Origin of the sequence: Streptomyces sp. bgisy159 (genome assembly GCF_965341775.1) — a bacterium.
In the GTDB taxonomy this organism is placed as follows: Bacteria; Actinomycetota; Actinomycetes; order Streptomycetales; family Streptomycetaceae; genus Streptomyces.
The window spans coordinates 119,336-144,644 of the sequence record NZ_CBDQZH010000012.1 but is presented as its reverse complement, the minus strand read 5'-3'; the positions used below and the strand labels follow the sequence as shown (position 1 = coordinate 144,644).

16 protein-coding genes are annotated in these 25,309 nt (G+C 73.7%); 5 read left to right on the top strand and 11 right to left on the bottom strand.

Annotated elements, in window-relative coordinates:
• Positions 1-9 precede the first annotated feature (9 nt).
• Positions 10-828 (top strand): CDP-diacylglycerol--serine O-phosphatidyltransferase, encoded by an 819-nt coding sequence (gene pssA, locus ACSLTV_RS14840; protein ID WP_432133954.1) that lies wholly within the window; start codon positions 10-12, stop codon positions 826-828.
• 87 nt (positions 829-915) lie between these two features.
• Here pssA and ACSLTV_RS14835 read toward each other — a convergent pair whose 3' ends face one another.
• Positions 916-2,064 carry a glycerate kinase gene (locus ACSLTV_RS14835; protein WP_435612286.1) on the bottom strand — a complete coding sequence of 383 codons (1,149 nt, stop codon included), beginning with the start codon at positions 2,062-2,064 and terminating at the stop codon, positions 916-918.
• Positions 2,065-2,232: 168 nt separating this feature from the next.
• Between ACSLTV_RS14835 and ACSLTV_RS14830 the strand changes: the two genes are divergently transcribed.
• The 3 genes from ACSLTV_RS14830 (at position 2,233) to ACSLTV_RS14820 (ending at position 4,628) form a co-directional block, all read left to right on the top strand.
• Positions 2,233-3,318, top strand: coding sequence for an ADP-ribosylglycohydrolase family protein (locus tag ACSLTV_RS14830; RefSeq protein ID WP_432133826.1), 1,086 nt, complete (start codon positions 2,233-2,235; stop codon positions 3,316-3,318).
• Between the two features lie 18 nt (positions 3,319-3,336).
• A complete protein-coding gene (locus ACSLTV_RS14825; protein ID WP_432133825.1) occupies positions 3,337-3,828 on the top strand; it encodes an NUDIX domain-containing protein in 492 nt (163 codons plus the stop codon).
• A 74-nt stretch (positions 3,829-3,902) separates the two neighbouring features.
• Positions 3,903-4,628 carry an SIR2 family NAD-dependent protein deacylase gene (locus ACSLTV_RS14820; RefSeq protein ID WP_435612285.1) on the top strand — a complete coding sequence of 242 codons (726 nt, stop codon included), beginning with the start codon at positions 3,903-3,905 and terminating at the stop codon, positions 4,626-4,628.
• A 30-nt stretch (positions 4,629-4,658) separates the two neighbouring features.
• Here ACSLTV_RS14820 and ACSLTV_RS14815 read toward each other — a convergent pair whose 3' ends face one another.
• The 7 genes from ACSLTV_RS14815 to ACSLTV_RS14785 all read right to left on the bottom strand — a co-directional run bounded on the left by ACSLTV_RS14815 (position 4,659) and on the right by ACSLTV_RS14785 (position 19,922).
• Positions 4,659-5,183, bottom strand: coding sequence for a methylated-DNA--[protein]-cysteine S-methyltransferase (locus ACSLTV_RS14815; RefSeq protein ID WP_435612284.1), 525 nt, complete (start codon positions 5,181-5,183; stop codon positions 4,659-4,661).
• A 6-nt stretch (positions 5,184-5,189) separates the two neighbouring features.
• Positions 5,190-6,662, bottom strand: a complete 1,473-nt coding sequence (locus ACSLTV_RS14810) for an AlkA N-terminal domain-containing protein (RefSeq protein ID WP_432156471.1) — start codon at positions 6,660-6,662, stop codon at positions 5,190-5,192.
• Positions 6,663-6,776: 114 nt separating this feature from the next.
• Positions 6,777-7,235 (bottom strand): DUF7144 family membrane protein, encoded by a 459-nt coding sequence (locus ACSLTV_RS14805; protein WP_435612283.1) that lies wholly within the window; start codon positions 7,233-7,235, stop codon positions 6,777-6,779.
• Between the two features lie 76 nt (positions 7,236-7,311).
• Entirely contained in the window at positions 7,312-8,724 is a 1,413-nt protein-coding gene (gene lpdA / locus ACSLTV_RS14800; protein ID WP_432133821.1) for a dihydrolipoyl dehydrogenase, read from the bottom strand.
• A 122-nt stretch (positions 8,725-8,846) separates the two neighbouring features.
• Positions 8,847-12,788, bottom strand: a complete 3,942-nt coding sequence (locus tag ACSLTV_RS14795) for a glycoside hydrolase family 2 TIM barrel-domain containing protein (protein WP_435612282.1) — start codon at positions 12,786-12,788, stop codon at positions 8,847-8,849.
• Between the two features lie 136 nt (positions 12,789-12,924).
• Positions 12,925-16,995 carry a molybdopterin-dependent oxidoreductase gene (locus ACSLTV_RS14790; RefSeq protein ID WP_435612297.1) on the bottom strand — a complete coding sequence of 1,357 codons (4,071 nt, stop codon included), beginning with the start codon at positions 16,993-16,995 and terminating at the stop codon, positions 12,925-12,927.
• Positions 16,996-17,453: 458 nt separating this feature from the next.
• The gene (locus ACSLTV_RS14785) at positions 17,454-19,922 is read right to left on the bottom strand and encodes a SpoIIE family protein phosphatase (RefSeq protein WP_435612281.1); all 2,469 of its coding nucleotides are present in this window, start codon (positions 19,920-19,922) and stop codon (positions 17,454-17,456) included.
• Between the two features lie 109 nt (positions 19,923-20,031).
• Here ACSLTV_RS14785 and ACSLTV_RS14780 point away from each other — a divergent pair, with 109 nt between their 5' ends.
• Complete coding sequence (locus ACSLTV_RS14780) at positions 20,032-22,182, top strand: SpoIIE family protein phosphatase (RefSeq protein ID WP_432156420.1); 2,151 nt, start codon at positions 20,032-20,034, stop codon at positions 22,180-22,182.
• Here ACSLTV_RS14780 and ACSLTV_RS14775 read toward each other — a convergent pair.
• From ACSLTV_RS14775 to ACSLTV_RS14765, 3 genes are all read right to left on the bottom strand, one after another.
• On the bottom strand, positions 22,175-22,684 hold the full coding sequence (locus tag ACSLTV_RS14775) for an O-acetyl-ADP-ribose deacetylase (RefSeq protein WP_432133817.1): 510 nt from the start codon (positions 22,682-22,684) through the stop codon (positions 22,175-22,177). The two genes, ACSLTV_RS14780 and ACSLTV_RS14775, sit on opposite strands and share 8 nt — an antisense overlap.
• A 202-nt stretch (positions 22,685-22,886) precedes the next feature.
• Positions 22,887-24,299 carry a phytoene desaturase family protein gene (locus ACSLTV_RS14770; protein WP_435612296.1) on the bottom strand — a complete coding sequence of 471 codons (1,413 nt, stop codon included), beginning with the start codon at positions 24,297-24,299 and terminating at the stop codon, positions 22,887-22,889.
• Between the two features lie 111 nt (positions 24,300-24,410).
• Positions 24,411-25,283 (bottom strand): inositol monophosphatase family protein, encoded by an 873-nt coding sequence (locus tag ACSLTV_RS14765; protein WP_432133816.1) that lies wholly within the window; start codon positions 25,281-25,283, stop codon positions 24,411-24,413.
• Between the last annotated feature and the right edge of the window lie 26 nt (positions 25,284-25,309).

Below are 25,309 nucleotides of genomic sequence, written 5' to 3'. Positions count from 1 at the left end.
ACCGGCTGGGTGCCGGAGGCCGACGAGGTGGACGAAGAGGAGGAGATGCCCCTCTCCCTCCGCCTGTCGATAGCGGACACCCTGACCCTCGGCAACGCCACGTGCGGCTTCATGGCGGTGTACTTCACCACCACCGGCATCCTGATCCCGCACCTGACCGGCAGCCAGGAGACCGGCATGGCCCGCCACAGCGCGGCCACCGCGGTGATCCTCATGCTGTGCGCGGCGGTGTTCGACCTCTTCGACGGACTGGTGGCGCGCAAGCTGCGCAGCTCACCGATGGGCGCGGAGCTGGACAACCTCTCCGACCTGATCAGCTTCGGCCTGGCCCCGGCGTACTTCGTCCTGGTCTACGGCATGGTCGCCGACGACGCCCACCAGCGGGTGGCGGCGGTCGGCGCGATCGTGGTGCTGCTGGCGGTGGTGCTGAGGCTCGCGAGATTCTCCTGCGTGACCATGAAGGACGGCATGTTCCAGGGCATGCCCTCCCCCTTCGGCGCGCTGACCGTGGTCTCGATCGTGCTGCTGGAGCTGCCCTTCGTGGCGACGCTCCTGGCGATCCTGGGCACTGCCTGGCTGATGGTGAGCCGGGTGGAGTACCCGAAGCCGCGGGGCCGCCTCGCCGGCGCCATGCTCTCCTGGATCGTGCTGTCGATGGGCCTGCTCGCCGCCTGGGCGTTCGACGCCCCGAGCGGCCAGCTGCTGCTGCAGACGGGCTGTGCGCTGCAGCTGGTCATGGGCGCGGTCATCCCGCTGTTCGCCACGGCCCGCCGGGTGAACAACTTCCGCGACAACCGGCGTGAGGCACGGGCGGCGCAGCTGCCGTAAGCGGCTCGGCACCGACGCTTGGGACGCTTGACGTGGGAAGGGCCCCGAACCGTGAGGTTCGGGGCCCTTCCGGCGTACGGGCATCCCTCAGGTCAGGAAGTCCCCGCCGATCCGTTCCGCGACCCGCTCCAGGATCGGCCCGGCGTCCGCGATGCACTTCGCCACGTCCGGCTCCAGCTCCGTCAGCGGGTAGGCCCGGCGGATCCCGGCCCGGCCCAGAACCTCCGGCGGCAGGGCGAGCCGGCCGCAGACCGCCACGACCTCCTTGCCGGCGGCGCGGGCCGCCGCGGCGACCCCGGCCGGGGCCTTGCCGTGCAGGGTCTGCTCGTCGAGGGAGCCCTCACCGGTGATCACCAGCTCGGCCCGGTCCAGCGCGGGCGCGAAACCGAGGACGTCCAGCATCACCTCGATGCCGGGGCGGAACCGGGCGCCCAGCAGCAGCGCCCCGTAACCGATGCCCCCGGCGGCGCCGGCGCCCGGCGCCGCCGCGTACTCGGCAGCCTCCGGGCCGACCGCCGTCTCCAGCACCTTCGCGAAGTGGGCGAGGGCCGCGTCCAGGGCCGCCACGTCGTCGGGCGAGGCGCCCTTCTGCGGTCCGTACACCGCCGGCGCGCCCGTGGGCCCGGTCAGCGGGTTGTCGACGTCGCTCGCCAGGACCAGGTCCACCGAGGACAGCCGGGGGTCCAGCCCCGACAGGTCGGCCCGCGCGAGACCGGCGAGACCGCCGCCCGGGGCGACCGGCTCGCCGTCCGCCGTCAGGAACCGCGCGCCCAGCGCGGACAGCATGCCCGCCCCGCCGTCCGTGGTGGCGCTGCCGCCGACCCCGAACACGATGGTGCGCACCCCCGCGTCCAGCGCGGCGCGCAGCACCTCTCCGGAGCCGTACGTCGACGCCGTGAGCGGTGCGAAGACCCCCGCCGGGAGCCGCTGCAGGCCGCTGGCCTCCGCCATCTCCACCACGGCCGTGTCGCCGCGCACCGCGAACGCCGCGGTCACCTCGTCGCCGAGCGGGCCGGCGACGCGCACCTCGCGGCGCTCGAACCCGGCCGCGACGGCCGCGTCGACCGTGCCGTCGCCGCCGTCGGCCACCGGCAGCGCCTCGACCTCGACGTCCGGCACGGCCCTGCGCAGCCCGGCCGTCACCCGCTCGGCGACCTGTACGGCCGTCAGCGAGCCCTTGAACTTGTCCGCGGCAACGAGCACCCGTCGGGTGCCGTGCACTGCAGCCTGAGCCACCTTGCCATCCCCTTGCTCTCCGGGCCCCGCGCACGTCAGGGCCAGTCGCGCCGCAGTGACCTTAACCTCACCACGCGCCCGCCGTCATGCCCTGCCCGGACCGTGGGACACCGGCACGCGCGGCCCGGCGCGGCGTGCCCGACGCGGGGATCGGGTAAACCTGTCCTCATGACCGCTGTGGGCACCGAGCAGGAGCTCGCCGACCGCGTCCTCGGGGGCTGGCTCGGCCGGATCGCGGGCAACATGCTCGGCAAGCCGGTCGAGCGGGGCGACCTGTGGACGCGGGACCGGATCGACCGCTATCTGCGGCAGGCGGCCGCCCTGCCCCTGACCGACTACCTCCCCGAGCCCCCGGACGAGGCGACCGCCGCCGAGCTGCGCCCGGAGTGGCGCCAGTGCGTGCGCGGCCGGATCGACGGCAGCTGCCGCGACGACGACGTCGACTACGCCGTGCTCGGCCTGCACCTGCTGGAGACCCACGGCTTCGGCTTCTCCACCGAGCAGGTCGGCGACCTGTGGCTGCTCCGGCTGCCGTACCTGCAGACGTTCACCGCGGAGCGGGCCGCCTACCGCAACCTCGCGAACGGGCTGAAACCGCCGCTGACGGCGACGTACGACAATCCGTATCAGGAGTGGATCGGCGCACTGATCCGCGCGGACGTGTTCGGCTGGACCTCTCCGGGCGCGCCACCACGCGCGGCCGCGCTGGCCCGGCGGGACGCGGTGCTGTCGCACACCGGCAACGGCGTCTACGGCGCCATGTTCGCCGCCGCGCTGATCTCGGCGGCGTTCACCGCGCCCACCGTCCGCGCCGCACTGGACGAGGCGCTGGCGGTCGTGCCGGCGAGCAGCCGGCTCGCGCGGACCGTGCGACGGGTGATGTCCCTCCACGAGGCGGGTCTGTCCTGGGCGGACACCCTCGCCACCGTCGAGGAGGAGACGGCGGGGCTGGGCTGGATCCACACCGTGCCCAACGCGGCCGTCCTCACCGCCGGGCTCCTCCACGGCGACGACGACTTCACCCGCACCGTCGCGCTCACCGTGCGCGGCGGACTGGACACGGACTCCAACGGAGCCACGGCCGGCTCGGTGGCGGGCGTGCGCGCCGGGGCGGCGGGCATCCCCGCGCGGTGGACGGAACCGCTGCGGGACACCGTGCGCAGCGCGGTGTTCGGGTTCGACGGGATCCGGATCAGCGAACTGGCCGGGCGGACGGTGCGGTTGATCCGGCAGGAGGCCCGGGCCGCCCGCTGAGCTGGCTACCCTTACGGGGTGACCACTGACGACTACGCCGCGTACATCGCCTCCCTGCCCCGGGTGCTCGCCGGGGCCGCCGCCCTGTTCCGGGACGCCGAGGGGCGGGTGCTGCTCGTCGAGCCGAACTACCGGGAGGGCTGGGCGCTGCCCGGCGGGACCATCGAGTCGGATTCCGGGGAGACCCCGCGCGAGGGCGCGCGCCGGGAGTCGATGGAGGAGATCGGCCTGGACCGGGAACTCGGCCGGCTGCTCGCCGTGGACTGGGTGCACGGAGCGGACCGGCCGCCGGTCGTGGCGTACGTCTACGACGGCGGGGTGCTCGGCGAGGACGACCTCAAGGCGATCCGGCTGCAGGAGTCGGAGCTGCTGTCCTGGCGGCTCGTCGCCCGCGAGGACCTGACCGGCCATCTGCTGGGGGCGCTCGGCCGGCGGGTGCACGTGGCGCTGGACGTGCTCGCGGACGGCATGGGCACGGCCGAGCTGGAGAACGGCCGGCGGGTGGGCTGAGCGGGCGGCCGAGCGGGGCGGCGGCCCAAATATCCGTTCGCCCGGCCCGGCGGGCCCGGCCTACCCTCGGGTGCATGAACAGGCCCCTCGTCGCCCTCCTCAGCGGCGCCGGCATCTCCACCGACTCCGGGATCCCCGACTACCGCGGGCCGAACGGGCTGTGGCGCAAGGACCCGGAGGCGGAGAAGCTCGTCACCTACGAGTACTACATGGGCGACCCCGAGATCCGCCGCCGCTCCTGGCAGCTGCGGCGCCGCAACCGGACGCTGCGGGCCGAGCCGAACGCCGCCCACCGGGCGGTGGCCGAGCTGGAGCGGTCGGGGGTGCCGGTGCGGGTGCTCACCCAGAACGTGGACGGTCTGCACCAGCTCGCCGGGATGCCCGCCCGCAAGGTGCTCGAACTGCACGGCAGCGCGCGCGGTGTCGTGTGCACCGCGTGCCACACGCGTGGCCCCATGGAGGACGCGCTGGCCCGGGTCGAGGCCGGGGAGGACGACCCGCCCTGCCTGGAGTGCGGCGGGATCCTGAAGTCGGCGACCGTGATGTTCGGTGAACGGCTCGACCCGGTGGTCCTCGGTGAGGCGGTCTCGATCACCAAGGCGTGCCAGGTGTTCTTCGCCGTGGGCAGCAGTCTGCGGGTGCAGCCCGCGGCGGGCCTGGCCCAGGTCGCCGCCGACCACGGGGCGCGGCTGGTCATCGTCAACGCCGAGCCGACCCCGTACGACGAGATAGCCGACGAGGTCGTCCGGGAGCCGATCGGCACGGCGCTGCCGCGGCTGCTGGCAGAGCTGGCCCGCTGAGGGCCGTCGCAAGGGCCCGAGGCGGGCCGGTCAGAAGAGCGCGGCGGCGCCCTCGAAGTCGAGCAGGCGCTGCTTGCGGCCCAGGCCGCCGCCGTAGCCGGTCAGGGAGCCGCCCGCGCCGATCACCCGGTGGCAGGGCACGATGATGCCGATGGGGTTGCGGCCGTTGGCGAGGCCGACGGCGCGGGAGGCGTTCGGGTTGCCGAGGGCCGCGGCGAGTTCGCCGTAGCTGCGGGTCTCGCCGTAGGGGATGGCGCGCAGTTGCTCCCAGACGCGCCGCTGGAAGGGCGTGCCGTGCAGGCGCAGTTCGAGGGCGAACTCCTTCAGCTCGCCCCGGAAGTAGGCGCGGAGCTGTTCCTCGGCCGCCGCGAACGGAGTGTCGTCCGGTACGCCGAAGGTCTCCTGCGGCGGGCGGTGGCGCTGGTCGGTCATGTAGAGGCCGCACAGGACGCCGTCGTCGGCGACCAGGGTGAGCGGGCCGTAGGGGCTGTCGATCACGGTGTGCTGCTTGCTGCTCACTGGGCTGTCCTTGTCCGGGGACTCATGGGGACTCATGGGGACTCATACGGGGAGGAAGTTGATGGGGTGGTCGTCGGTCGCCCACAGGTACTGGACCGCGTAGGCGCGCCAGGGCCGCCAGGCCGCCGCGCGGGCGGTGAGGGCGGCGGGGGTGCCGGGCAGGCCCAGTCCCTGGGCGGCGCGCCGGACCCCGAGGTCGGTGGCGAGGAAGGCGTCGGGGTCGCCGAGGGCGCGCATGGTGATGACGTCGGCCGTCCAGGGGCCGAAGCCGGGCAGCTCCAGCAGCCGGGCGCGGGCCTCGGCCCAGTCGCTGTCGGCGCCCAGGTGGAGGCTGCCGTCGGCGAGGCGGGCCACGAGTGTGGTGAGGGTCGTGCGGCGGGTGCGGGGCATCGCCAGGGTCTCGGGGTCCAGCCCCGCCAGGGCGTCCGGGGCCGGGAAGAGGTGGGTGAGGCCGCCCTCGGGGTCGTCGACCGGTTCGCCGTGGACGGTGACCAGGCGGGCGGCGTGGGTGCGGGCGGCCGCCGTGGAGACCTGCTGGCCCAGCACGGCCCGGACGGCGAACTCCGCCTCGTCGACGGTGCGCGGCACCCGGCGGCCGGGCGCCTTGTCGACCAGCGGTGCCAGCAGCGGATCGGCGCGCAGCTGGTCGTCGACGGCGACCGGGTCGGCGTCCAGGTCGAGCATGCGGCGGCAGCGGCTGATGGCGACGGTCAGGTCGCGCAGGTCGCTCAGGGTGAGCCGGCAGGCGATGTGGTCGGGGGTGGGGGTCAGCGCGACGACGCCGTGCCCGTACGGCAGCCGCAGCGTGCGCCGGAAGGCCCCCTCCCGCCACTCCTCCACGCCGGGTACGGCGGTGGCGGCGAGGTGGCCGAAGAGGTTGTCGGGGTTGAGGGGGGCGCGGAACGGCAGCCGAAGCTGGAGGGTGCCCCGGCCGGCGGGGCCGGCGAGCCGTCGGGGCGCGCGGGACCGCAGGTCGGTCGGGGAGAGCGCGAAGACCTCGCGGACGGTGTCGTTGAAGCTGCGGATCGAGGCGAAGCCGGCGGCGAAGGCCACGTCCGCCATGGGCAGGGCTGTGGTCTCGACGAGGAGGCGGGCGGTCTGGGCGCGCTGGGCGCGGGCCAGGGCGAGCGGGCCGGCGCCGACCTCGGCGAGGAGCTGCCGTTCGATCTGCCGGGTGCTGTAGCCGAGGCGGGCGGCGAGGCCGGTGACGCCCTCTCGGTCCACCACTCCGTCGCCGATCAGCCGCATGGCGCGGGCGACGAGGTCGGCGCGCCGGTTCCACTCCGGGGAGCCGGGGCTGGTGTCCGGGCGGCACCGCTTGCAGGCGCGGAACCCGGCCTGCTGGCAGGCGGCGGCGCTCGGGAAGAAGGTCATGTTCTGGGGCTTGGGCGGTACCACGGGGCAGCTGGGCCGGCAGTAGATGCGCGTGGTCACGACGGCGGTGAAGAACCAGCCGTCGAAGCGCGCGTCCTTGGACCGCACGGCGCGCACACAGCGCTCCCGGTCGAGGTGCATCCCGTTCTGCATGCGTCCAGCATCGGGCACCCGGTGGGTCAGGGCTGGCAGGAATCCGACATCGTCCTGGCGGGGCCGTGGGGTCCGCCGCGCCCGGGCCCGGCGAACCGGGGTTCAGGCGGTCCGTTCCCGGCGGGCGGCCAGGGCCCAGATCACGAACACGTCGATGGCCATGACCACGAGGGACCACAGCGGCTGGTAGGGCAGGAACAGGAACTGGGCGACCAGGCTCAGCGAGGCCAGCATGATGCCGACGAGGCGGGCCCACGGGGCGTTCCCCAGCAGGCCGGCGCCGGTGGCGGCGACGAGGGCGCCGAGGATCACGTGGATCCAGCCCCAGCCGGTGAGGTCGAACTCGTAGACGTAGGAGCCGATGCGGCCGTAGACGTCGTCCTCGGCGATGGCCGCGATGCCCTGCAGGACGGCGAGGACGCCGCTGCACAGCATCAGGACACCGGCGAAGGCGACGCCTCCGGTGACCCAGTCGTCGGACCGGCCGGAACGCCCGGGCGGCGGGGCGGACCAGGAGGTGCCGATGTCGCCGCGCGGGTCGGGGGTGGATCCAGTGCTCATACGCTCAGCACAGCCCGCGCCGGCGGGGGCGGCGAGCGCGGCGGGGCCGTCCGGGTGACCGGCCCCGCCCGCGGGGCTACATGTTGATCATGTGGCCGGCCAGGCCGTGCACGGCCTCCTTGACCGCTTCGCCGAGCGTCGGGTGGGCGTGGACGTTGCGGGCGACCTCGTGGACGGTGAGGTCCCACTGCTGGGCGAGGGTCAGCTCGGGCAGCAGCTCGGTGACGTCGGGGCCGATGAGGTGGCCGCCGAGCAGCTCGCCGTACCTGGTGTCGCTGATCAGCTTGACGAAGCCGGTGGTGTCGCCGAGGCCGTGCGACTTGCCGTTGGCGGTGAACGGGAACTTGGCGACCTTGACGTCGTGGCCCAGCTCGCGGGCCTGGGCCTCGGTGTAGCCGAAGCTCGCGATCTGCGGCTGGCAGTAGGTGGCGCGCGGGATCATGGCGTAGTCCAGTTCCATGGTCTCCGCGTCCGCGATCGTCTCGGCGGCGACGACGCCCATGGCCTCGGCGGCGTGCGCCAGCATGAGCTTGGCGGTGACGTCGCCGATGGCGTAGATGTGCGGGACGGAGGTGCGGCAGCGGCCGTCGACGTCGATGGCGCCGCGGTCGGTGACCTTGACGCCGGTGTTCTCCAGGCCGTAGCCGGTGACGTTCGGGGCGAAGCCGATGGCCTGGAGCACCTTGTCGGCCTCCAGGACCTGCTGGGCGCCGTCCTTGCCGGTGACGGTGACGCGGACCTGCGGGCCGGACTCGTCGATGGCGTCGACGCGCGTTGAGGTGAGCACGTCGATGCCCAGCTTGCGGTACTGGCGGGCCAGCTCGGCGGAGACCTCGGCGTCCTCCAGCGGGGCCATGCGGTCCAGGAACTCGACGACGGTGACCTTCACGCCGTAGTTGTGCAGGACGTAGGCGAACTCGATGCCGATGGCGCCGGCGCCCGCGATGACGACCGAACTCGGCAGGTCCTCGGCGAGGATCTGCTCCTCGTAGGTCACGACGCGGGCGCTGCGCTTGGTGCCGGGCAGCAGCTTGGGGGTGGCGCCGGTGGCGATGATGCAGTGGTCGAAGCCGAGCGTGACCGTGTTGCCGTCGTAGCCGGTGACCTGGAGGGTGTGGTCGTCGAGGAAGGTGCCGCGGCCGTCGTATTCGGTGATCTTGTTCTTCTTCATCAGGTAGTGGACGCCCTTGACACGGCCGTCGGCGACCTTGCGGCTGCGGCGGAAGGCCTCGCCGTAGTCGAAGGAGATCTGTCCGTCGACCTTGATGCCGAAGGTCCTGGCCTCGCGGGTGACGATGTGCGCGAGCTCGGCGTTGCGCAGCAGGGCCTTGGTGGGGATGCAGCCGACGTTCAGGCAGACGCCGCCCCAGTACTTCTCCTCCACGACCGCTACGCGCTTGCCCAGCTGGGCGGCGCGGACGGCGGCGACGTAGCCGCCGGGTCCCGCTCCGAGTACGACGACGTCGAATCGCTCGTCCTGCTCGACCATGGGAGCTTCCTCTTCCCTCGGTTCTGTGTGCCGTTCCGTGGGGGATTGTTCCGCTCCCCGGCGACCTCCGCCACAGAGATCATCGAGGTGTGGCGGAGATCGCGAGACGCGGCGGCCCGGCGTCACTCCACGGCGGTCGGCCGGCGGGCGGTCGCGGTGGCCCGGGACAGGTCCGTCAGCGGACGCAGCCGGTAGGTGTAGGCGTAGTCGCGGTCGGCGAGCAGTTTGTACTCGTCGTGGGTGTGGGCGCCCCAGCTGTTGTCGCCGCCGACGCCCATCTGGCGGTGGCTGAGCCGGAGCACGATCTCCTCGCGGGGGTCGAGCTGGTAGGCGTGGCGGGCGCCGACGGACAGGTCCTCCGGGGTGAAGCGGGAGGCGTTGACCTCCAGGAGGGGTTCGCCGGCGGCGAGCAGGCCGACGCCGTGGCGGTCGGTGAGGGCGGCCCAGCGGACGTCGGTCCGGTTGCCGTTCTCCTGCGGGCGGATGTACGGGGTGCCCTGGTCGGCGACGGCGCCGGAGTACAGGCCGACGTCGGTGCCGTCGTGGCGGTCCCAGTGGTTCTCCTCGGGGCCCCGGCCGTAGTAGTGCAGCCGGTCGAGGCGGCCGGGGAGGTACAGCAGGGTGCCTACCTCCGGGATGTACGGCAGGTTCGCGGCGCCGGGACGCAGGGTGTTGTCCACCTTGATCTCGGCGTTGCCGAAGACCGTATACGTTGTGCTGTATGCCGACGCCTTGGGTTCGGTCGGCAGGATCCCGTCGACCTTGATCTCGACGGCTCGGTCGCCGAGCGGACGCACCCGCACGCCGGTCACCGTGCGGTCGCGGCCGGCGTCGCGCCAGGTGCGGTTGCGGGTGTGCTGGCCGTTGCCCCGGTCGTTGTCGGTGGGGGCCCGCCAGAAGTTGGGCTCGGGCCCGGAGACGAGCAGAGGGACGCCGTGGGCCCGGTAGTCGGTGATGACGCCGCGCCGCTTGTCGACGGTGACGGTGAAGCCGTCGCCGGTGACGGTGACGGCCGTGGCGCCGTCGTCGTAGCCGAGGGCGGGGACCTCGGCGAGGGGAACGGGGGTGACCGCGGGGGCGCCGGCGTCGAGCGGGAGCTGGGCGCGGGCCACCTCGAAGCCGGGCTTCGCCCACGGGGTGGGTTCCCGCGTGGTGAAGGAGAGTTCGAGGAAGTACTCGGCGCCGGGCGCGGGGTCGGCGGGGAGCCGCACGGGCAGGGCGAGTTCCTTGCCGGTCATGGGTGCCACGTCGAGCTGGTCACGGGTCAGTTTCCCGTGGTCCACCGTCCGGCCGTCGGCGACCAGCGCCCATCTGCCGTCGTAGGAGCGGAGGTTGGTGAAGAGGTACTCGTTGGTGAGGGTGACCTGGCCCGGCCGGGCGCCCGCGGTGACCCCGATGGCCTGGTAGATGCGCTTGACCTCGGCGGCCTTGCCGGTGTGCTCGCGGTCGGCGGTGACGATGCCGTTGGCGACGAAGTTGCCGTCGTTGGGGTTGTCGCCCCAGTCGCCGCCGTAGGCGAGGAACGTCTCCTCGGCGGGCTCGCGCTCGGTGACCTGCGCGGTCGCCGCGTCGAACCAGAAGCGGACACCGTCGTCGCCCGGGCCGCGGTCGTCGGAGGCGAGTTCGGCGGCGCTCAGGGCGCGGGCGTGGACCCGGGCGCGGCGGATGGTGCCGCTGAACTCGCGGCTGGGGTTGTCGGTGTCGTTGCCGAGGGCGAGGGGCGCGGTGTTGCCGCTGGGGCGGCGGGTGGTGGTGCGGGTGGCGCGGACCGAGCCGTCGACGTACAGGGTGAGGGTGCCGGCGTCCGCGTCGAAGACGCCGGCGATGTGGTGCTCGCGGCCGGTCCAGTCGTCCGGCAGGGCCCAACCGGCGCTGATCCACTGGCCGTCGCCGTGGATGAAGAACTCCAGTGTGCGGTTGGTCTGCTTGAGGGCGTACTGGGTGTCGCCCTTGGCGACGATGGGCTGGTGGTAGCCGGTGACGTGCGGGGTGACCCAGGCCTCCAGGGTGAGCGAGCCGGTGATCTCCAGCAGGGGGTCGCGGGCGAAGACGGTGGCGCCGGAGACGCCGCGCTCGCGGTCGAAGCGGGCGTGGGAGGCCATGACCTCGCCGCGAACCCGTCCGGGACCGCTCTCGGTGAGGAGTTGGCGCACCGGGGTGGGCCGGCGCAGGGCCTGGTCGGCGAAGTCCCAGATCCAGCCGCCCTGGAGGACGTCGTAGCGGCGCACGAGGTCCCAGTACTCGCCGAGGTTGCCGGTGGAGTTACCCATCGCGTGGGCGTACTCGATCATGACGTACGGCCGGGTGTCGGCGGTGTTCTTCGCGCGGGCCTCTACGGTGGCGGGGCTGTCGTACATCTCCGAGCGGATGTCGCTGACGCCGGGCCGGTCGTCACCCTCGTACTGGACGACGCGGGTGGTGTCGTAGGACGTGATCCAGGCGTACATGGCGGCGAAGGTGCTGCCGCCGCCGGCCTCGTTGCCCAGGGACCAGATGACCACCGAGGCGTGGTTCTTGTCGCGGTGGACCATGTTCTGGGCGCGGGCGACGCAGGCGGCGCTCCAGTCGGGGTGGCTGCCGGGGTACTGGCCGCGGATGCCGTGGGTCTCCAGGTTGGTCTCGTCGACGAGGTAGAGGCCGTACTCGTCGGCGAGTTCGAGCCAGACCGGGTTGTCCGGGTAGTGCGAGGTGCGGACGGAGTTCATGTTCATCCGCTTGATGACCTCGATGTCGCGGACCATGTCGGCGCGGGTGAGGGCCGTGCCGCGGTCGGGGTGCATCTCGTGCCGGTTGGTGCCGCGCAGGGAGACGGGCCGGCCGTTGACGCGCATCAGGCCGTCCTTCAGGGCGAACTCGCGCAGGCCGACGCGGTGGGAGAGGGTCTCGACGACCCGGCCGGACGGGTCGCGCAGCTGGAGCACGGCGGTGTAGAGGTAGGGGTCCTCGGCCGACCAGAGCCGGGGCGCGGGGACGGCTTTCGCGCCGCGCACGGTGACGTCCTGGCCGGCCGGTGCCGAGCCGAGGTCGGCGGTCCGGCGCAGGGGGCGGGACCAGACGGGGTGGCCGTCGGCGTCGTACAGCATGGTGTCGACGGTGTACACACCGCCGGATCCGGCATGCGGGCGACGGGATCCCGTGTCCGGGCCACCGGATGCCGTCGGCGGCCCGCCGGAGCCCGTGCGGTCGCGGACGCTCGCCGTCACCGCCAGTTCGGCGGAGGTGTATCCGTCCCCCAGGGGGGTCTCCAGTTTGAAGTCGCGCAGGTGCACGGGCGGGGTGGAGTACAGGTAGACCGAGCGGAAGATGCCGCTCAGCCGGATCATGTCCTGGTCCTCCAGCCAGTCGCCGTCGGAGTACCGGTAGACCTCGACCGCGATCTGGTTGCTGCCGGGCCTGAGGTGGTCGGTGATGTCGTACTCGGCGGGCGTGAAGGAGTCCTCGTGGTAGCCGACCATCGTGCCGTTGACCCACACGTAGTGCGCGGACTTCACGCCCTCGAAGTGCAGGAAGGTGCGCCGCCCTGACCAGGAGCGGGGCACGGTGAAGGTGCGCCGGTACTGGCCGACGGGGTTGTAGCGGGTGGGGGCGTGGGGCGGCTGGGGGTCCTCGCCTAGGCCGTTGGGGCCCCAGTAGGGGTAGGTGATGTTGACGTAGATCGGGAAGTCGTGGCCGTGCTGCTGCCAGACGGAGGGGACCGGGATGGTGTCCCAGCCGCTGTCGTCGAGGTCGGTGCGGTGGAAGTCGGGGTCGCGGTCGTCGGGGCGGTCGGCGTAGGCGAACTTCCAGGTGCCGTCGAGGCTCTTGCGGTACGGGGAGCGGGTGCGGTCGGCGGCCAGCGCCTGCCCGAGGGTGGCGTACGGCATGAGGGTGGTGTGCGGGGGCTCGGTGCCGAGCCGGAAGAGGTCGATGCGGCCGTTCCATTCGGGACCGGTCTCCGCGGCGTCGGCGCGGTGGGCGGCCGGCGCCCCGGTCAGGGCGAGGGCTCCGAGGACGGCGGCGGAGCCCTCCAGGAGCCGGCGGCGGCTGACGGGACGGCCCGTGGGGGACGCGTGCGGGTGCGGCATACCGTGACCTTCCTGAGGACGGACAGTACGGCGGTGCGGAGCAAGGTGCGTCAGATCTTGTCCGATTGTGTTGAGCGAAGCGAGCCTCAACGCGCCGAACTGACCGAATTTCAACGCTGAGCGGTCACAACTCGGTTCAGTAAACGTCTCGTACGTACCTTTTGTCCGCCGTGAGCTGTTTGACGTACGCCGTCGCCTCGTCCTCGCCCAGACCACCGTGCAGGACGGCGATGTCGCGCAGCGCCCGGTCGACGTCCTTGGCCATCCGGGAGGCGTCGCCGCAGACGTAGAAGTGGGCGCCGTCGCACAGCCAGGACCACAGCTGGGAGCCGTGTTCCCGCATGCGGTCCTGGACGTAGACCTTGGCCCGCTGGTCGCGGGAGAACGCGGTGTCCAGGCGGGTCAGGGTGGCGTCCCGCAGGTGGGCGGTCAGCTCCTGCTCGTAGTAGAAGTCCGTCGCCCGGCGCTGCTCCCCGAAGAACAGCCAGTTGGGGGCGCGGTGGCCGCGGGCCCGGCGCTCGTCGAGGAAGCCCAGGAAGGGCGCGACACCGGTGCCGGGGCCGACCATCACCATCGGGGTGCGGGGGTCGGCCGGCGGGCGGAAGTGCGGGGAGGACCGCACGTGGACGGGCACTTCGGTGCCGGGCTCGGCGTCGGCGAGGAACGGTGAGCACACACCCTGGCGCAGCCGGCCGCGCAGGTTCTCGTAGCGCACGACGGAGACGGTGAGCGAGGCCAGGTGCGGATCGGTGAGGGAGCTCGACGAAATGGAGTACAGCCTCGGCTGCAGCCGCCCCAGCACGTCCGCCCACTCCTGGGCCGCGGCCCGGACACCGAACTCGGCGGCGACGTCGACGGCTTGGCGGCCCCACGACCACTTCGCCAGCTCGCCCTTGTTGTCGGGGCGCAGCAGCTTGCGCAGCTCGCGCGGGTCGCGGACCCGGTCCGCGGTGAAGCGCAGCAGCGCCGGGGTGACGCGGGTGATGTCGAGGTGGCGCGACAGCGCGTCCCCGAGGGCGAGTTCGCCCGCTGCGTCCAGCCGGACGGAGGTGTCCGCGTCGAGCCCGGTGACGGCCAGCCACTCCCGCACCAGAGAAGCCGAGTTGGTCGGATGGACGGCGAGGGCGTCGCCGGCCTCGTAGGCGAGCGGGGTCCCGCCGTCGCGGGTGTCGAAGGTGAAGCGGCGCACCTCCTTGGCGGAACCGGGGCGGCCCAGCAGGCGGTTGCCGGTCAGACGGGCCGTGACGGGGGCCGGGCGCCCGGCGCGGGGCCGCGGCCGGGCGAAGGCCGGGGCGGGCGTCGGGGCTGCCGCCGGAGCGGGGGCGGGCGTCGGGGCTGCCGCCGGGGCGGGGGCGGGCGTCGGGGCGGCCGCCGCGGGGTTCGCCTCCCGCAGCGCGACGAGCACCTGGTCCAGCCAGGCCTCCGCCCGCGCCTCGTAGTCCGGTTCGCAGTCGGCGCGCGGCGCCAGCGGGACGGCACCCAGCTCGCCCATCCGCCGGTCCAGCCGACGTCCGTGCCCGCAGAAGTCGGCGTAGGAGGAGTCGCCGAAAGCGAGGACCGCGTACCGTCGTCCCTCCAGGCGTCCGGCGTCGGGCGCGGTCAGGCCGTCCCAGAAGCGGGCGCCGTTGTCCGGGGCGTCACCGTCGCCGAAGGTGCTGGTGATCAGCAGCAGGTCGGCGTCGTCGGGGAGCGCGCCGGGGTCCGCGTCGGCCATGGCCAGGAGGGAGGCGGCGTGGCCGCCCGCACCGAGCCGTTCGGCGGTGGCGGCCGCGAACTCCTCGGCGGTGCCGGTCTGCGAGGCCCAGAGGATCACCACCCGCCGGGTGGCCCCGGCACCGTGGGCGGGGCCGGCCGGGGCCGGGGCGGTCCGCGAGTACATGCCGGCGAGGGCGCCGTTGACCCACAGGGCGTGCTCCGGGCTGAACGGGGCGTCGGGGGGCAGCACGGGGACGCCCGGGGCCCCGGCCGGTATGCCGGCGAGGAAGCCGACGAGGTAGCTCCGTTCGCGTTCGCCGAGCACGGGCGGCGGAGCGGGCTCCAGGCCGAAGGCGGCGGCGGACGGCCGGCCGGCGGTCGGCACGATCACCGGGTCGGGTCCGGCGGGCGGCCGCGCGCTCGCCGGCGTCGGCACCTTCGTCAGCGACACCGCGGCGACCTTCAGCTCCGGCTGGAAGGAGAGCGGGTCGACGGCGTCGCTGGTGACGGCGTTGACGCTGAGGTACTCGCCGAACAGGTCGTTCCAGTGGAAGGGTGCGAAACAACTCCCGGTGCGCACCCGGTCGGTGACGACGGCCGGCAGCACGGCCCGCCCGCGCCGCGAGGCGACCTCGACGCGGTCGCCGTCGGCGAGGGCGAGCCGCGCCGCGTCCTCGGGGTGGATCTCCACGAACGGCCCCGGGGCGAGCCGGTTCAGCTTGGCCACCCGGGCCGTCTTGGTGAGGGTGTGCCACTGGTGCTGCACCCGCCCGGTGTTGAGGACGAACGGGTAGTCGTCGTCGGGCAGTTCGGCGGGTTCCAGGTGCGGCCGGGCGTGGAAGACGGCCCGGCCGCTCGGGGTGGGGAAGGTGAGGGCGCCGGTGTCCGCGTCGACGTACCGGATCGGGTTGCGGTCGGGCCCGTCCGGCGTGGCGGCGGGCCATTGCACGGGGGCCGCGCGCAGCCGGTCGTACGTCACCCCGCGCAGGTCGTAGCCGGTCGCCGGGTTGTGGGCACGCTTGATCTCCTCGAAGATCTGCTCGGCGCTGTCGTAGGAGAAGCCCTCGGTGAAGCCCATGGCCCGGGCCACCACGGCGATGAGGCGCCAGTCGGCGGTGGCCTCGCCGGGCGGGTCGGCGGCGGCCCTGGCGAGGGTGAGACCGCGCTCGCTGTTGACGAGGACGCCCTCGGTCTCGGTCCACAGGGCGCCGGGCAGCACGACGTCGGCGTAGGCGGTGGTCTCGGTCTCGGCGAAGACGTCCTGGACGACGACCAGTTCGGCGGCCTCCAGGCCCTCGATGACGGTCCTGCGGTTGGCGACGGACGCGACCGGGTTGGTGCAGATGATCCAGCAGGCCCTGATCTCGCCGTCGGCCATCTTCCGGAACATCTCGACGGTGCCCCGGCCGACCCCGTCGGCGCGCAGGGTCCCCGGTTCCAGCCCCCACAGTTCCTCGGTGAAGGCGCGGTCGGCGTCGACGAGGACGGACCGCTGGCCCGGCAGCCCCGGCCCCATGTACCCCATCTCGCGGCCGCCCATGGCGTTGGGCTGGCCGGTGAGGGAGAACGGGCCGCTGCCCGGGCGGCAGATCTTCCCGGTGGCGAGGTGCAGGTTGACCAGGGCGTTGGTGTTCCACGTGCCGTGCGTGGACTGGTTCAGGCCCATGGTCCAGCAGCTGGTCCACTCCCCCGCCGCGCCGATCAGCCGGGCCGCCTCGCGCAGATCGGCCTCCGGGACTCCGGTGATCCCGGCGACGGTGGCGGGCGGGTAGTCGGCGAGGAAGGCGGGCATGTCCTCCCAGCCCTCGGTGTGGGCGGCGATGAAGTCGGGGTCGGTGCGGCCGTCGGCGTGCAGCAGGTGAAGCAGGCCGTTGAGCAGGGCGAGGTCGGTGCCCGGCCGCGGCTGCAGGAAGAGGTCGGCCTTCTCGGCGGTGGCGGTGCGGCGCGGGTCGACGACGACGAGCTTGGCGCCGGCCGACTTCACCCGGTCCATCATCCGCAGGAAGAGGATCGGGTGGCAGTCGGCCATGTTGGAGCCGATGACCAGGAAGAGGTCGGCGCGGTCGAGGTCCTCGTACGAGCCGGGCGGGCCGTCGGCGCCCAGGGAGAGCTTGTAGCCGGTGCCGGCGCTCGCCATGCACAGCCGGGAGTTGGACTCGATCCGGTTGGTGCGCAGGTAGCCCTTGGCGAGTTTGTTCGCCAGGTACTGGGCCTCCAGGGTCATCTGCCCGGAGACGTAGAGGGCGACGGCGTCCGGGCCGTGCTCATCGACGATCGCCCGCAGCCGCGCCGCGGTCTCGGCGACTGCCTCGGCCACCGGGACAGGCTCCGGCTCCTGACCGCGGTCGGGGCGGACCAGGGCGGTGGTCAGCCGGCCGGGCGCGGCGAGCATGTCGGCGGTGGTGGCGCCCTTGGTGCACAGCCGGCCGGCGTTCACCGGGTGGTCCTTGTCGCCGGACGCCTTCAGCACCGTGCGGCGGCCGTCCGGGCCGATGCCGACGTCGAGCACCATGCCGCAGCCCACGCCGCAGTACGAGCAGACCGTGCGCACCCGGGTCGCCCGGTCGGTCCGCTCGGTCCGCTCGGTCACGTCGTCGGTCCAGGAGTCCGGCACGGCCACGCGCGCCCCTTTCGTTTCGCCGATCGCCCTGGTCAGGGCCATGGTCGACGGTACGGAGGACGGATTACGCAGGTGTCTCCCGCACTCGCCGCCAGGGGTTAAGGGCGGCGCACAGAGGGGGGCCAGGTGGTGTGAGCGGCGGTGGCCGGGCGGTGTGAACGACAATGGCCGGGCGATGTGAGCGACGGTGGCCGAGTGATGTGAACGGCAACGACCTGGCGATGTGAGTGACCACGGCCGGGCGACGTGAACGGCGACGGCCGGGCAACGTGAGTGACGACGGCCGGGGCAGGTCCGCGCATTCGGTCAGGGGTGCTGCGACGGCGGCGCGGCGGGGAGGGCGGCCCGGGTCAGGAGATCTCCTGCTCGGCCCAGATGATCTTTCCGCCGGCCGTGTAGCGGGCACCCCAGCGGTGGGTGAGCTGGGCGACCAGGAAGAGGCCGCGGCCGCCCTCGTCCGTGCTGCGCGCATGGCGCAGCCTCGGGGCGGTACTGCTGCCGTCGGCGACCTCGCAGGTCAGCCGGGAGTCGCGGAGCAGCCGCAGCCGGATGGGCGGGGCCGCGTGCCGCATGGCGTTGGTGACCAGCTCGCTGACGATCAGTTCCGTCGTGATGGCCAGGTCCTCCAGGCCCCAGGCCGCCACCTGGCGGACCGCCCGGGCGCGCACCTCGGCGACGGCGGCCGGGTCGGCCGGCACGTCCCAGGAGACGGCCCGGTCGGCCCCGACGGCGTGGGTGCGTGCCAGCAGGAGGGCGACGTCGTCGGACTGCGGCTCCGGGACCAGCGCCCGCACCGCGGCCACGCACAGGTCGGACAGCTCGGCGTCCGGCCGGGCCAGCATCTCGCCGAGCCGGCGCATGCCCAGCTCCATGTCACGGTCGGTGCCCTGGACGATGCCGTCGGTGTACAGGCCCAGCAGACTGTTCTCGGCGAGTTCGATCTCTGCGGTCTCGAACGCCATCCCGCCCAGGCCCAGCGGCGGCCCGGCGGGCAGCTCCGGGAAGGCGACGTGCCCGTCGGGGGTGACGACGACGGGGGGCGGGTGGCCGGCCCGGGCCATCGAGCACCGTCTGCTCACGGGGTCGTAGACGGCGTACAGGCAGGTAGCGCCGAGGAAGGCGGTGGGGCTGCCGTCGGCCGAGGTGCCGGAGGCGGTCTCCTCGGCCAGGCGCAGGACGAGGTCGTCGAGGTGGGCCAGCAGTTCGTCGGGCGGCAGCTCCATGTCGGCGAGGGTCTGCACCGCCGTGCGCAGCCGGCCCATGGACGCGGCCGCGCCGATGCCGTGGCCCACGACGTCGCCGATGACGAGCCCGACGCGCCCGCCGGACAGCGGGATGATGTCGAACCAGTCGCCGCCGACCCCGCCCGTCGCGTCGGCGGGCCGGTAGCAGGACGCCACGTCCATGGCCGTCCCCCCGGCCAGGGTGTGGGGCAGCAGGCTGTGCTGGAGGGTGACCGCCGCCGTGTGCTCCCGGGTGAAGCGACGGGCGTTGTCGACGCACAGCGCCGCCCGTTCCACCACCTCCCGGGCCAGCAGCACGTCGTCGGGTGTGAAGGAGTCCGGGTTGAGCGAGCGGACGAACGTGGCCAGGCCCAGCACGGTGTTGCGCGCACGCATCGGTACGGAGATCAGGGAGTGCAGCCCGAAGTCGCGGATGCGCTGCGCCCGCACGGGTTGCCGGGCCGTCCACACGTCGTCGTCCGGGTCGAGGACCGGTATGAAGATCGGTTCACCCTCGACGAGGAGGGTCGCGTCGTGCGGCGGGGGCAGGAAGTCCACCCGGTCCCCGATCCGCGCCACCGCCTCCGGGCAGCCCTGGCGCACCGAACTCATGCCGGCGCGGCGCATCGACGGACGCGCGGGGCCCGGCCCGGCGTCGGCCGGCCACAGCCCGCGCCCCTCGGAGCCGACCACCGACTCCAGCAGGTCGACGATGACGAAGTCCGCGAAGCGCGGGACGGCGAAGTCGGCCAGTTCCTGGGCGGTCCGCGCGACGTCGAGGGTTCTGCCGATCCCCGTCCCGGCCTCGGCGATCAACGACAGCAGCTGCCGGGCGTGCCACCGCTCGGTGACGTCGAGGACCATGTAGCAGACCCCGGTGACCCCGCCGTCCGCGTCCACCAGCGGGAAGAAGGACGTCGAGTAGGCGTGCCGGCGGTGGGGGTCGGCCCAGCTCCATCCCGTGTACTCGTAGTCGGTCACCGGGGTGCCGGTCTCCAGCACCTTGCGCATCAGCTCCTCCAGGGGCTCCGCCTGCAGCCCGGGCAGCAGCTCGCTCAGCCGCCGGCCCAGGCGCTGCTCGCGGGGCACCCCGCCGAGGCGTTCCAGGGTGTCGTTGAGCCAGACGTAGCGCAGCGCGGTGTCCATCACGGCCATGCCGACCGGGGAACGGGTGAGGAAGCCGTCCAGGACGGACTGGCCGACCGTCCACTGCTGCCTGCGTTCGCGGGCCGACAGCAGGAAGCACTCCTCGGTGCCGACGTGGAAGGACGCGGAGACCCGCAGGTCGACGTCGATGCTGTGGCCGTCACGGTGCCGTACCGGGATCAGCCCGCTCCACCCCATGCCCGCGCGGCACCGCTCGGCGACGCCGGCCACCCGGACCGGGTCCCCTGGCATCGCCAGCAGGCGCGCGGCGGGACCGCCGACCACGTCCGACGCAGGGTGCCCGAGGAGGTCCTCGGCGCCCCGGGTCCAGCCGATCACGACGCCGTGCGCGGACACCACGGCCGCGGCGTCGGTGGACGCGTCCAGCGGGGCACCGGTCCCCGGGGCCGTCGGCTCGGGTTCCCGTGGCACAGAACTCGCAGAACTCATGGGGGTCCCCATCCTCTCCACGACCATGTTCCTGCTTGCCCGCCCGATGTGCACGGTTCCGTCCCGCCGGGGACTGGGCAAGGCGGACGACCGGAGAGAGCATGGAGGGATGGCGGCCGATCCCCTCCCGCCGGGCGACGGCGACGGCTCGTACGACGTCGACGGCTCGTACGACGCCGAGCCGCCCGCGCCGATCGGGCTGCTGGACGTGCTGAGCGTCGCCGCCGTGGTCGTCGACGCGGGCGGACGTATCGTGTTCTGGACCCCGCAGGCCGAGGAGTTGTTCGGCTACACCGCGGCGGAGGCCCTGGGCCGGTACGCGGCCCGGCTGTTCATCCATCCCGAGCATCTGCACGCCGTCACCCGCCTGTTCGCGGAGGTACTGGAGACCGGCCGGAGCTGGGCCGGAGCCTTCCCCATCCGCCACAAGGACGGCAGCACCCGGCTGATGGAGTTCCGCAACATGCGGCTGCTGGACGATCTCGGCGACGTCTACGCCCTGGGCATCGTCGCCGACCACGGCCGGCTGCAGCGCGCCGAGACCGATCTGGCGCTGTGCGAGCGGCTCATCGACCAGTCGCCGATCGGTCTGGCCCTGCTCGACCCCGAACTGCGGTATCTGCTGGTCAACCCGGCGCTGGAGCGGATCGACGGCATTCCGGCCGAGGACCACATCGGCCGCCGGCTGCGCGAGACCCTGCCGTTCCCGGACGCCGACACCGTCGAGTCGGCGCTGCGCCAGGTACTGACGACGGGCACGCCGCTGCTCGACCAGTACCACGTGGGCCGTCCGCCGGCCGATCCCGAGCACGAGCACGCCTGGTCGCTGTCCTTCTACCGGCTGGAGGACCCCGGCGGGCGGGTGCTGGGCGCGGCCACCTCCGTCGTCGACGTCACCGAACGGCACCGGGTGGCCGCCGAGGCCGACCGGGCGAGGCGGCGCCTGTCGCTCATCGCGCACGCCTCCACCCGGGTCGGTACCACCCTGGAGGTGGAGCGGACCGCGCACGAACTGGCCGAGATCGCCACGCCCGAACTCGCCGACGTGGTCGCCGTGGACATCCTGGACTCGGCCCTGGCGTGCCGGCGCACCCGCTCCCCGGACAACGGCCCGGAGCTCTTCCGCGCCCTCGCGCTCAAGGCGGCCCACCCGACCGTGGCGCTGCGCGCCGCCGACCCGCCCGGCGACCTCGCCTCCTACGAGGGCGACCGCCTGGTCACGCTGTGCGTCCACACGGCGCGGCCGGTCCTGGTGCGCCATGTCGACGACCGTGATCTGCCGCGCATCGCCCGGGACGCCGAGGCCGGGGCACTGCTGGCCCGGGCCGGGGTTCACTCCTATCTGGCCGTGCCGTTGATCGCGCACGGCGAGGTGCTCGGCGCCCTGGATCTCAAACGCACCCGCAATCCTCGCCCCTTCGACGAGGACGACGTGGTCCTGGCCAGTGAGCTGGCGGGCCGGGCCGCCGTGGCCATCGACAACGCCCGCTGGTTCCAGAGCGTGCGCAACACCGCGCTCACCCTGCAGCGCAGCCTGCTGCCCGACCACCAGCCCCACCACGCCGGTCTGGAGCTCGCCTCCCGCTATCAGCCCGCGCAGGCCACCAGCGAGGTCGGCGGCGACTGGTACGACGTGATCCCGCTGGCCGACGACCGCACCGCCCTGGTCGTCGGCGACGTCATGGGCAACGGCATCGACGCGGCCGCCACCATGGGCCGGCTGCGCACCGCCACCTGCGCCTACGCGGACCTGGACCTGGACCCGGTGGAGGTGCTCCGGCACCTGGACAGGATCACCTCGGATCTGGAGCACTACATCGTGACCTGCCTGTACGCGGTGTACGACCCGCGCTCACGACGGTGTCTGATCGCCAACGCCGGTCACATGCCGCCCGCGCTGGCCCGCCCGGGCCGGGCGCCGGAGCTGCTGGACCTGCCCACCGGAGCCCCGCTCGGGGTCGGCGGCGTTCCCTTCGGTTCGGCCACGACCGAACTGGGCCCCGGCGATCTGCTGGTCCTGTACACCGACGGGCTCGTCGAGACGCGGCACCACTCGATCGACGACCGGCTGAACGTCCTGCTCAGCTTCCTCGACCCACCGCACCGGCCGCTGGAGGAGATCTGCGACCTCCTGCTGTACGGGCTGCGCCACCCCGACGACCACGACGACGTGGCGCTGCTCGTGGCACGCGCGCTGCCGGCGGGCGACGGGTCCGTGGGCGACGGCCGGGCGGGGGCCGGGCCCCCTGTGGTCAGGTGAGGCGCGCGGCGAACGCCGCGTGGGCCCGGTCGTCGAGGAGGACGAACCTGACCTCCTCGACCGCCGTGGGGGTGGCGCGTACGGTCTCGACCGCGATGCGGGCGGCGTCCTCCGGCGGCCAGCCGTAGATGCCGGCGGAGACGGCGGGAAAGGCGACCGTGCGGGCGCCGAGTTCGTCGGCCACGCGCAGGGACTCGCGGTAGCAGGAAGCCAGCAGGTCGGAGCGGTCCTCCGTGCGGGACCAGACGGGGCCGACCGTGTGGATCACCCAGTGTGCGTCGAGATCGCCCGCGGTGGTGGCGACGGCCTGCCCGGTGGGGAGCCCCTTGCCGTAGCGGGAGGCGCGCAGGCGGCGGCAGTCGTCGAGGACTGCGGGGCCGCCGCGGCGGTGGATGGCACCGTCGACGCCACCACCGCCGAGCAGCGAGGAGTTCGCCGCGTTGACGATGGCGTCGGCGGTCTGTTGGGTGATGTCGCCCCGGACGAACGTGATGGTGGTCATGGCCCCATCCAATCCCCGGGGGCCGGCCGGCGCCTAAGGGATTCCTGGCCACCGGCGGCGACCGGGTGACCCGGACGGGGAGCCGCGAACGGGCAGACGCGGACGGGCAGACGCGGACGGCCGGGCGAGGTGCCCGTGGACGCCGTGGACGTTGTGGACGCAGTGGACGTTGTGGAGGCCGTGGCGCCCCGGCGGATGCCGGTCAGCTCTGCCGGCGCAGGCGGCGCCAGACGGCCTTCGCCGCGTTGTGCCCGGACATGCCGTGCACGCCCGGGCCGGGCGGGGTCGCCGAGGAGCAGATGAAGACGGCCGGGTGCGGGGTCCCGTACGGGAGGAGCGACAGCTTGGGCCGCAGCAGCAGTTGGAGGCCGGAGACCGCGCCGGTGGCGATGTCACCGCCGACGTAGTTGGCGTTGTGGGCGGCGAGTTCGGCGGGGCCGGCGGTGGCGCGGGCCAGGATCCGGTCCCGGAACCCGGGCGCGAAGCGCTCCAGCTGGGCCTCGACGGCGTCCGTCAGGTCACCGGTCCAGCCGTTGGGGACATGGCCGTACGCCCAGAAGACGTGCCGCCCCTCGGGTGCCCGGGTGGGGTCGACGACGCTGGGCTGCACGGTGATCAGGAAGGGTCTGTCGGGGGCGCGGCCCTCACGGGACGCGGCGCGCAGCGCGGCCCCGATCTCGGCGCTGTCGGCGCCGATCTGCACGGTCCCGGCGGTGCGCGCCTCGGGCGCGGTCCAGGGGACGGGCCCGTCCAGCGCGTAGTCGAGCTTGAAGACGCCGGGGCCGTAGCGGTAGTGCTCATAGGCGCGGCCGAGGCCGGCGATGCGGGCGAGCGCGGTGGGCGAGGTGTCGAAGACGTAGGCGCGGGCGGGGGGCAGGTCGTCGAGGCGCTTGACCTCGTAGTCGGTGTGGACGGTGCCGCCGAGGTCCTTGAAGTAGGCGGCGAGGGCGTCCGAGACGGCCTGGGAGCCGCCCTGGGCGACGGGCCAGCCGCGGGCGTGCGCGGCGAGCGCGAAGACCAGGCCGACGGCGCCGGTGGCGAAGCCGCTGAGCGGTGCCATGACATGACCGACGAGACCGGCGAAGAGCGTCCTGGCGCGCTCGTCGCGGAAGCGGCGCATCAGCCAGTCGGCCGGGGGCAGCCCGACCAGGCCGAACCGGGCGAGGGTGACCGGGTCGCGGGGCAGGGCGGTCGAGGGCAGGGACATGAAGTCCCGGGCGAGGGTGTCCCACCGGGGCAGGAAGGGCTCGACGAGCCGGCGGTAGGCGCCCGCGTCCCGGGGGCCGAAGGAGGCGGCCGTCTCGGCGACCGACTTCGACAGCACCGCGGCCGTGCCGTCCGGGAAGGGGTGTGCCATGGGCAGGCCGGCGTGCAGCCAGCGCAGCCCGTAGCGCTCCAGGGGCAGGGCGCGGAAGGCCGGGGAGTTGACGCCGAGGGGGTGGGCCGCCGCGCAGGGGTCGTGCCGGAAGCCCGGCAGGGTCAGTTCCTCGGTGCGGGCTCCTCCGCCCACGGTGTCACGAGCCTCGAACAGGGCGACGGAGAAACCGCGCCGGGCCAGTTCCACGGCGGCCGTCAGCCCGTTCGGCCCCGCTCCCACCACGACCGCATCGAGCATCGACGGCACTTCGGACCCCTTCGTCGCCGGTGGCCTCTGAGGGGCCAGGATATGCCGGGGGGCCGACAACGCCCGCGGCACGGGGGATCGACGCCCGCGGCACGGGCGGATTCAGGTCAGGGCGCGACCGCCGCTCCCCCCGGGGGTGCCCGCCAGCAGGGCCGCCACCCGCCGTGCCGTCGCCGCGTCCCTGGCCGCCGTGAACGGCAGCGCGTTGCCGCCGGTGATCCGGAACGGCTCGCCGGCCAGGGTGAGATGGGTGCCGCCCGCCTCCTCGACCAGCAGGAGTCCGGCGGCGTGGTCCCAGGCGGCCTCCCAGGAGAACGCCGTGGCGTCGGACAGGCCCCGGGCGACGGCGAGGTACTCCAGACCCGCCGAACCGCACGAGCGCGGCTCCACGCCCTCGGTCCACAGGCCGAGCAGGGCCTGCTTCTGCGCGTCGGTGGTGTAGTCGGGGTGGGAGTGGGCCACCCGCAGGGGGCGGCCGGGGTCGGGCGGTCCGGCGTGCAGCCGCTTCCCGTCGAGGTGGGCGCCGCCGCCCCGGACGGCGGTGGCCAGCTGGTCCCGGGCGGCCGCGTAGGTCCAGGAGGCGAGGACCACTCCGTGCCGGGCGAGTGCGACGAGGGTGCAGAAGCCGTCGTCACCGTGCACGAACTGGCGGGTACCGTCGACGGGGTCGACGATCCAGACCGGCGCCTCGCCGCGTATCGCGTCGTAGGTCGCCGGATTGGCGTGCACCGCCTCCTCGCCGACGACGACCGAGCCGGGCAGAAGGGCTCCCAGGTCCCGGGTCAGCCGCCGCTCGGTCTCCCGGTCGGCGTCCGTCACCAGGTCGTGCGGCCCGCTCTTCTCGTCGACCTCGTTGGCCGAGAGCCGGCGGAAGCGCGGCAGGATCTCCGCCGCGGCCGCCTCGCGGACCGCTTCCTCCACGTCGGCCGCGTGGCGGTCGAGGAACTCGTCGATGGACTCCGCGTCTGTGATCATGTCTCCATGAGAGCACGCCCCACTGA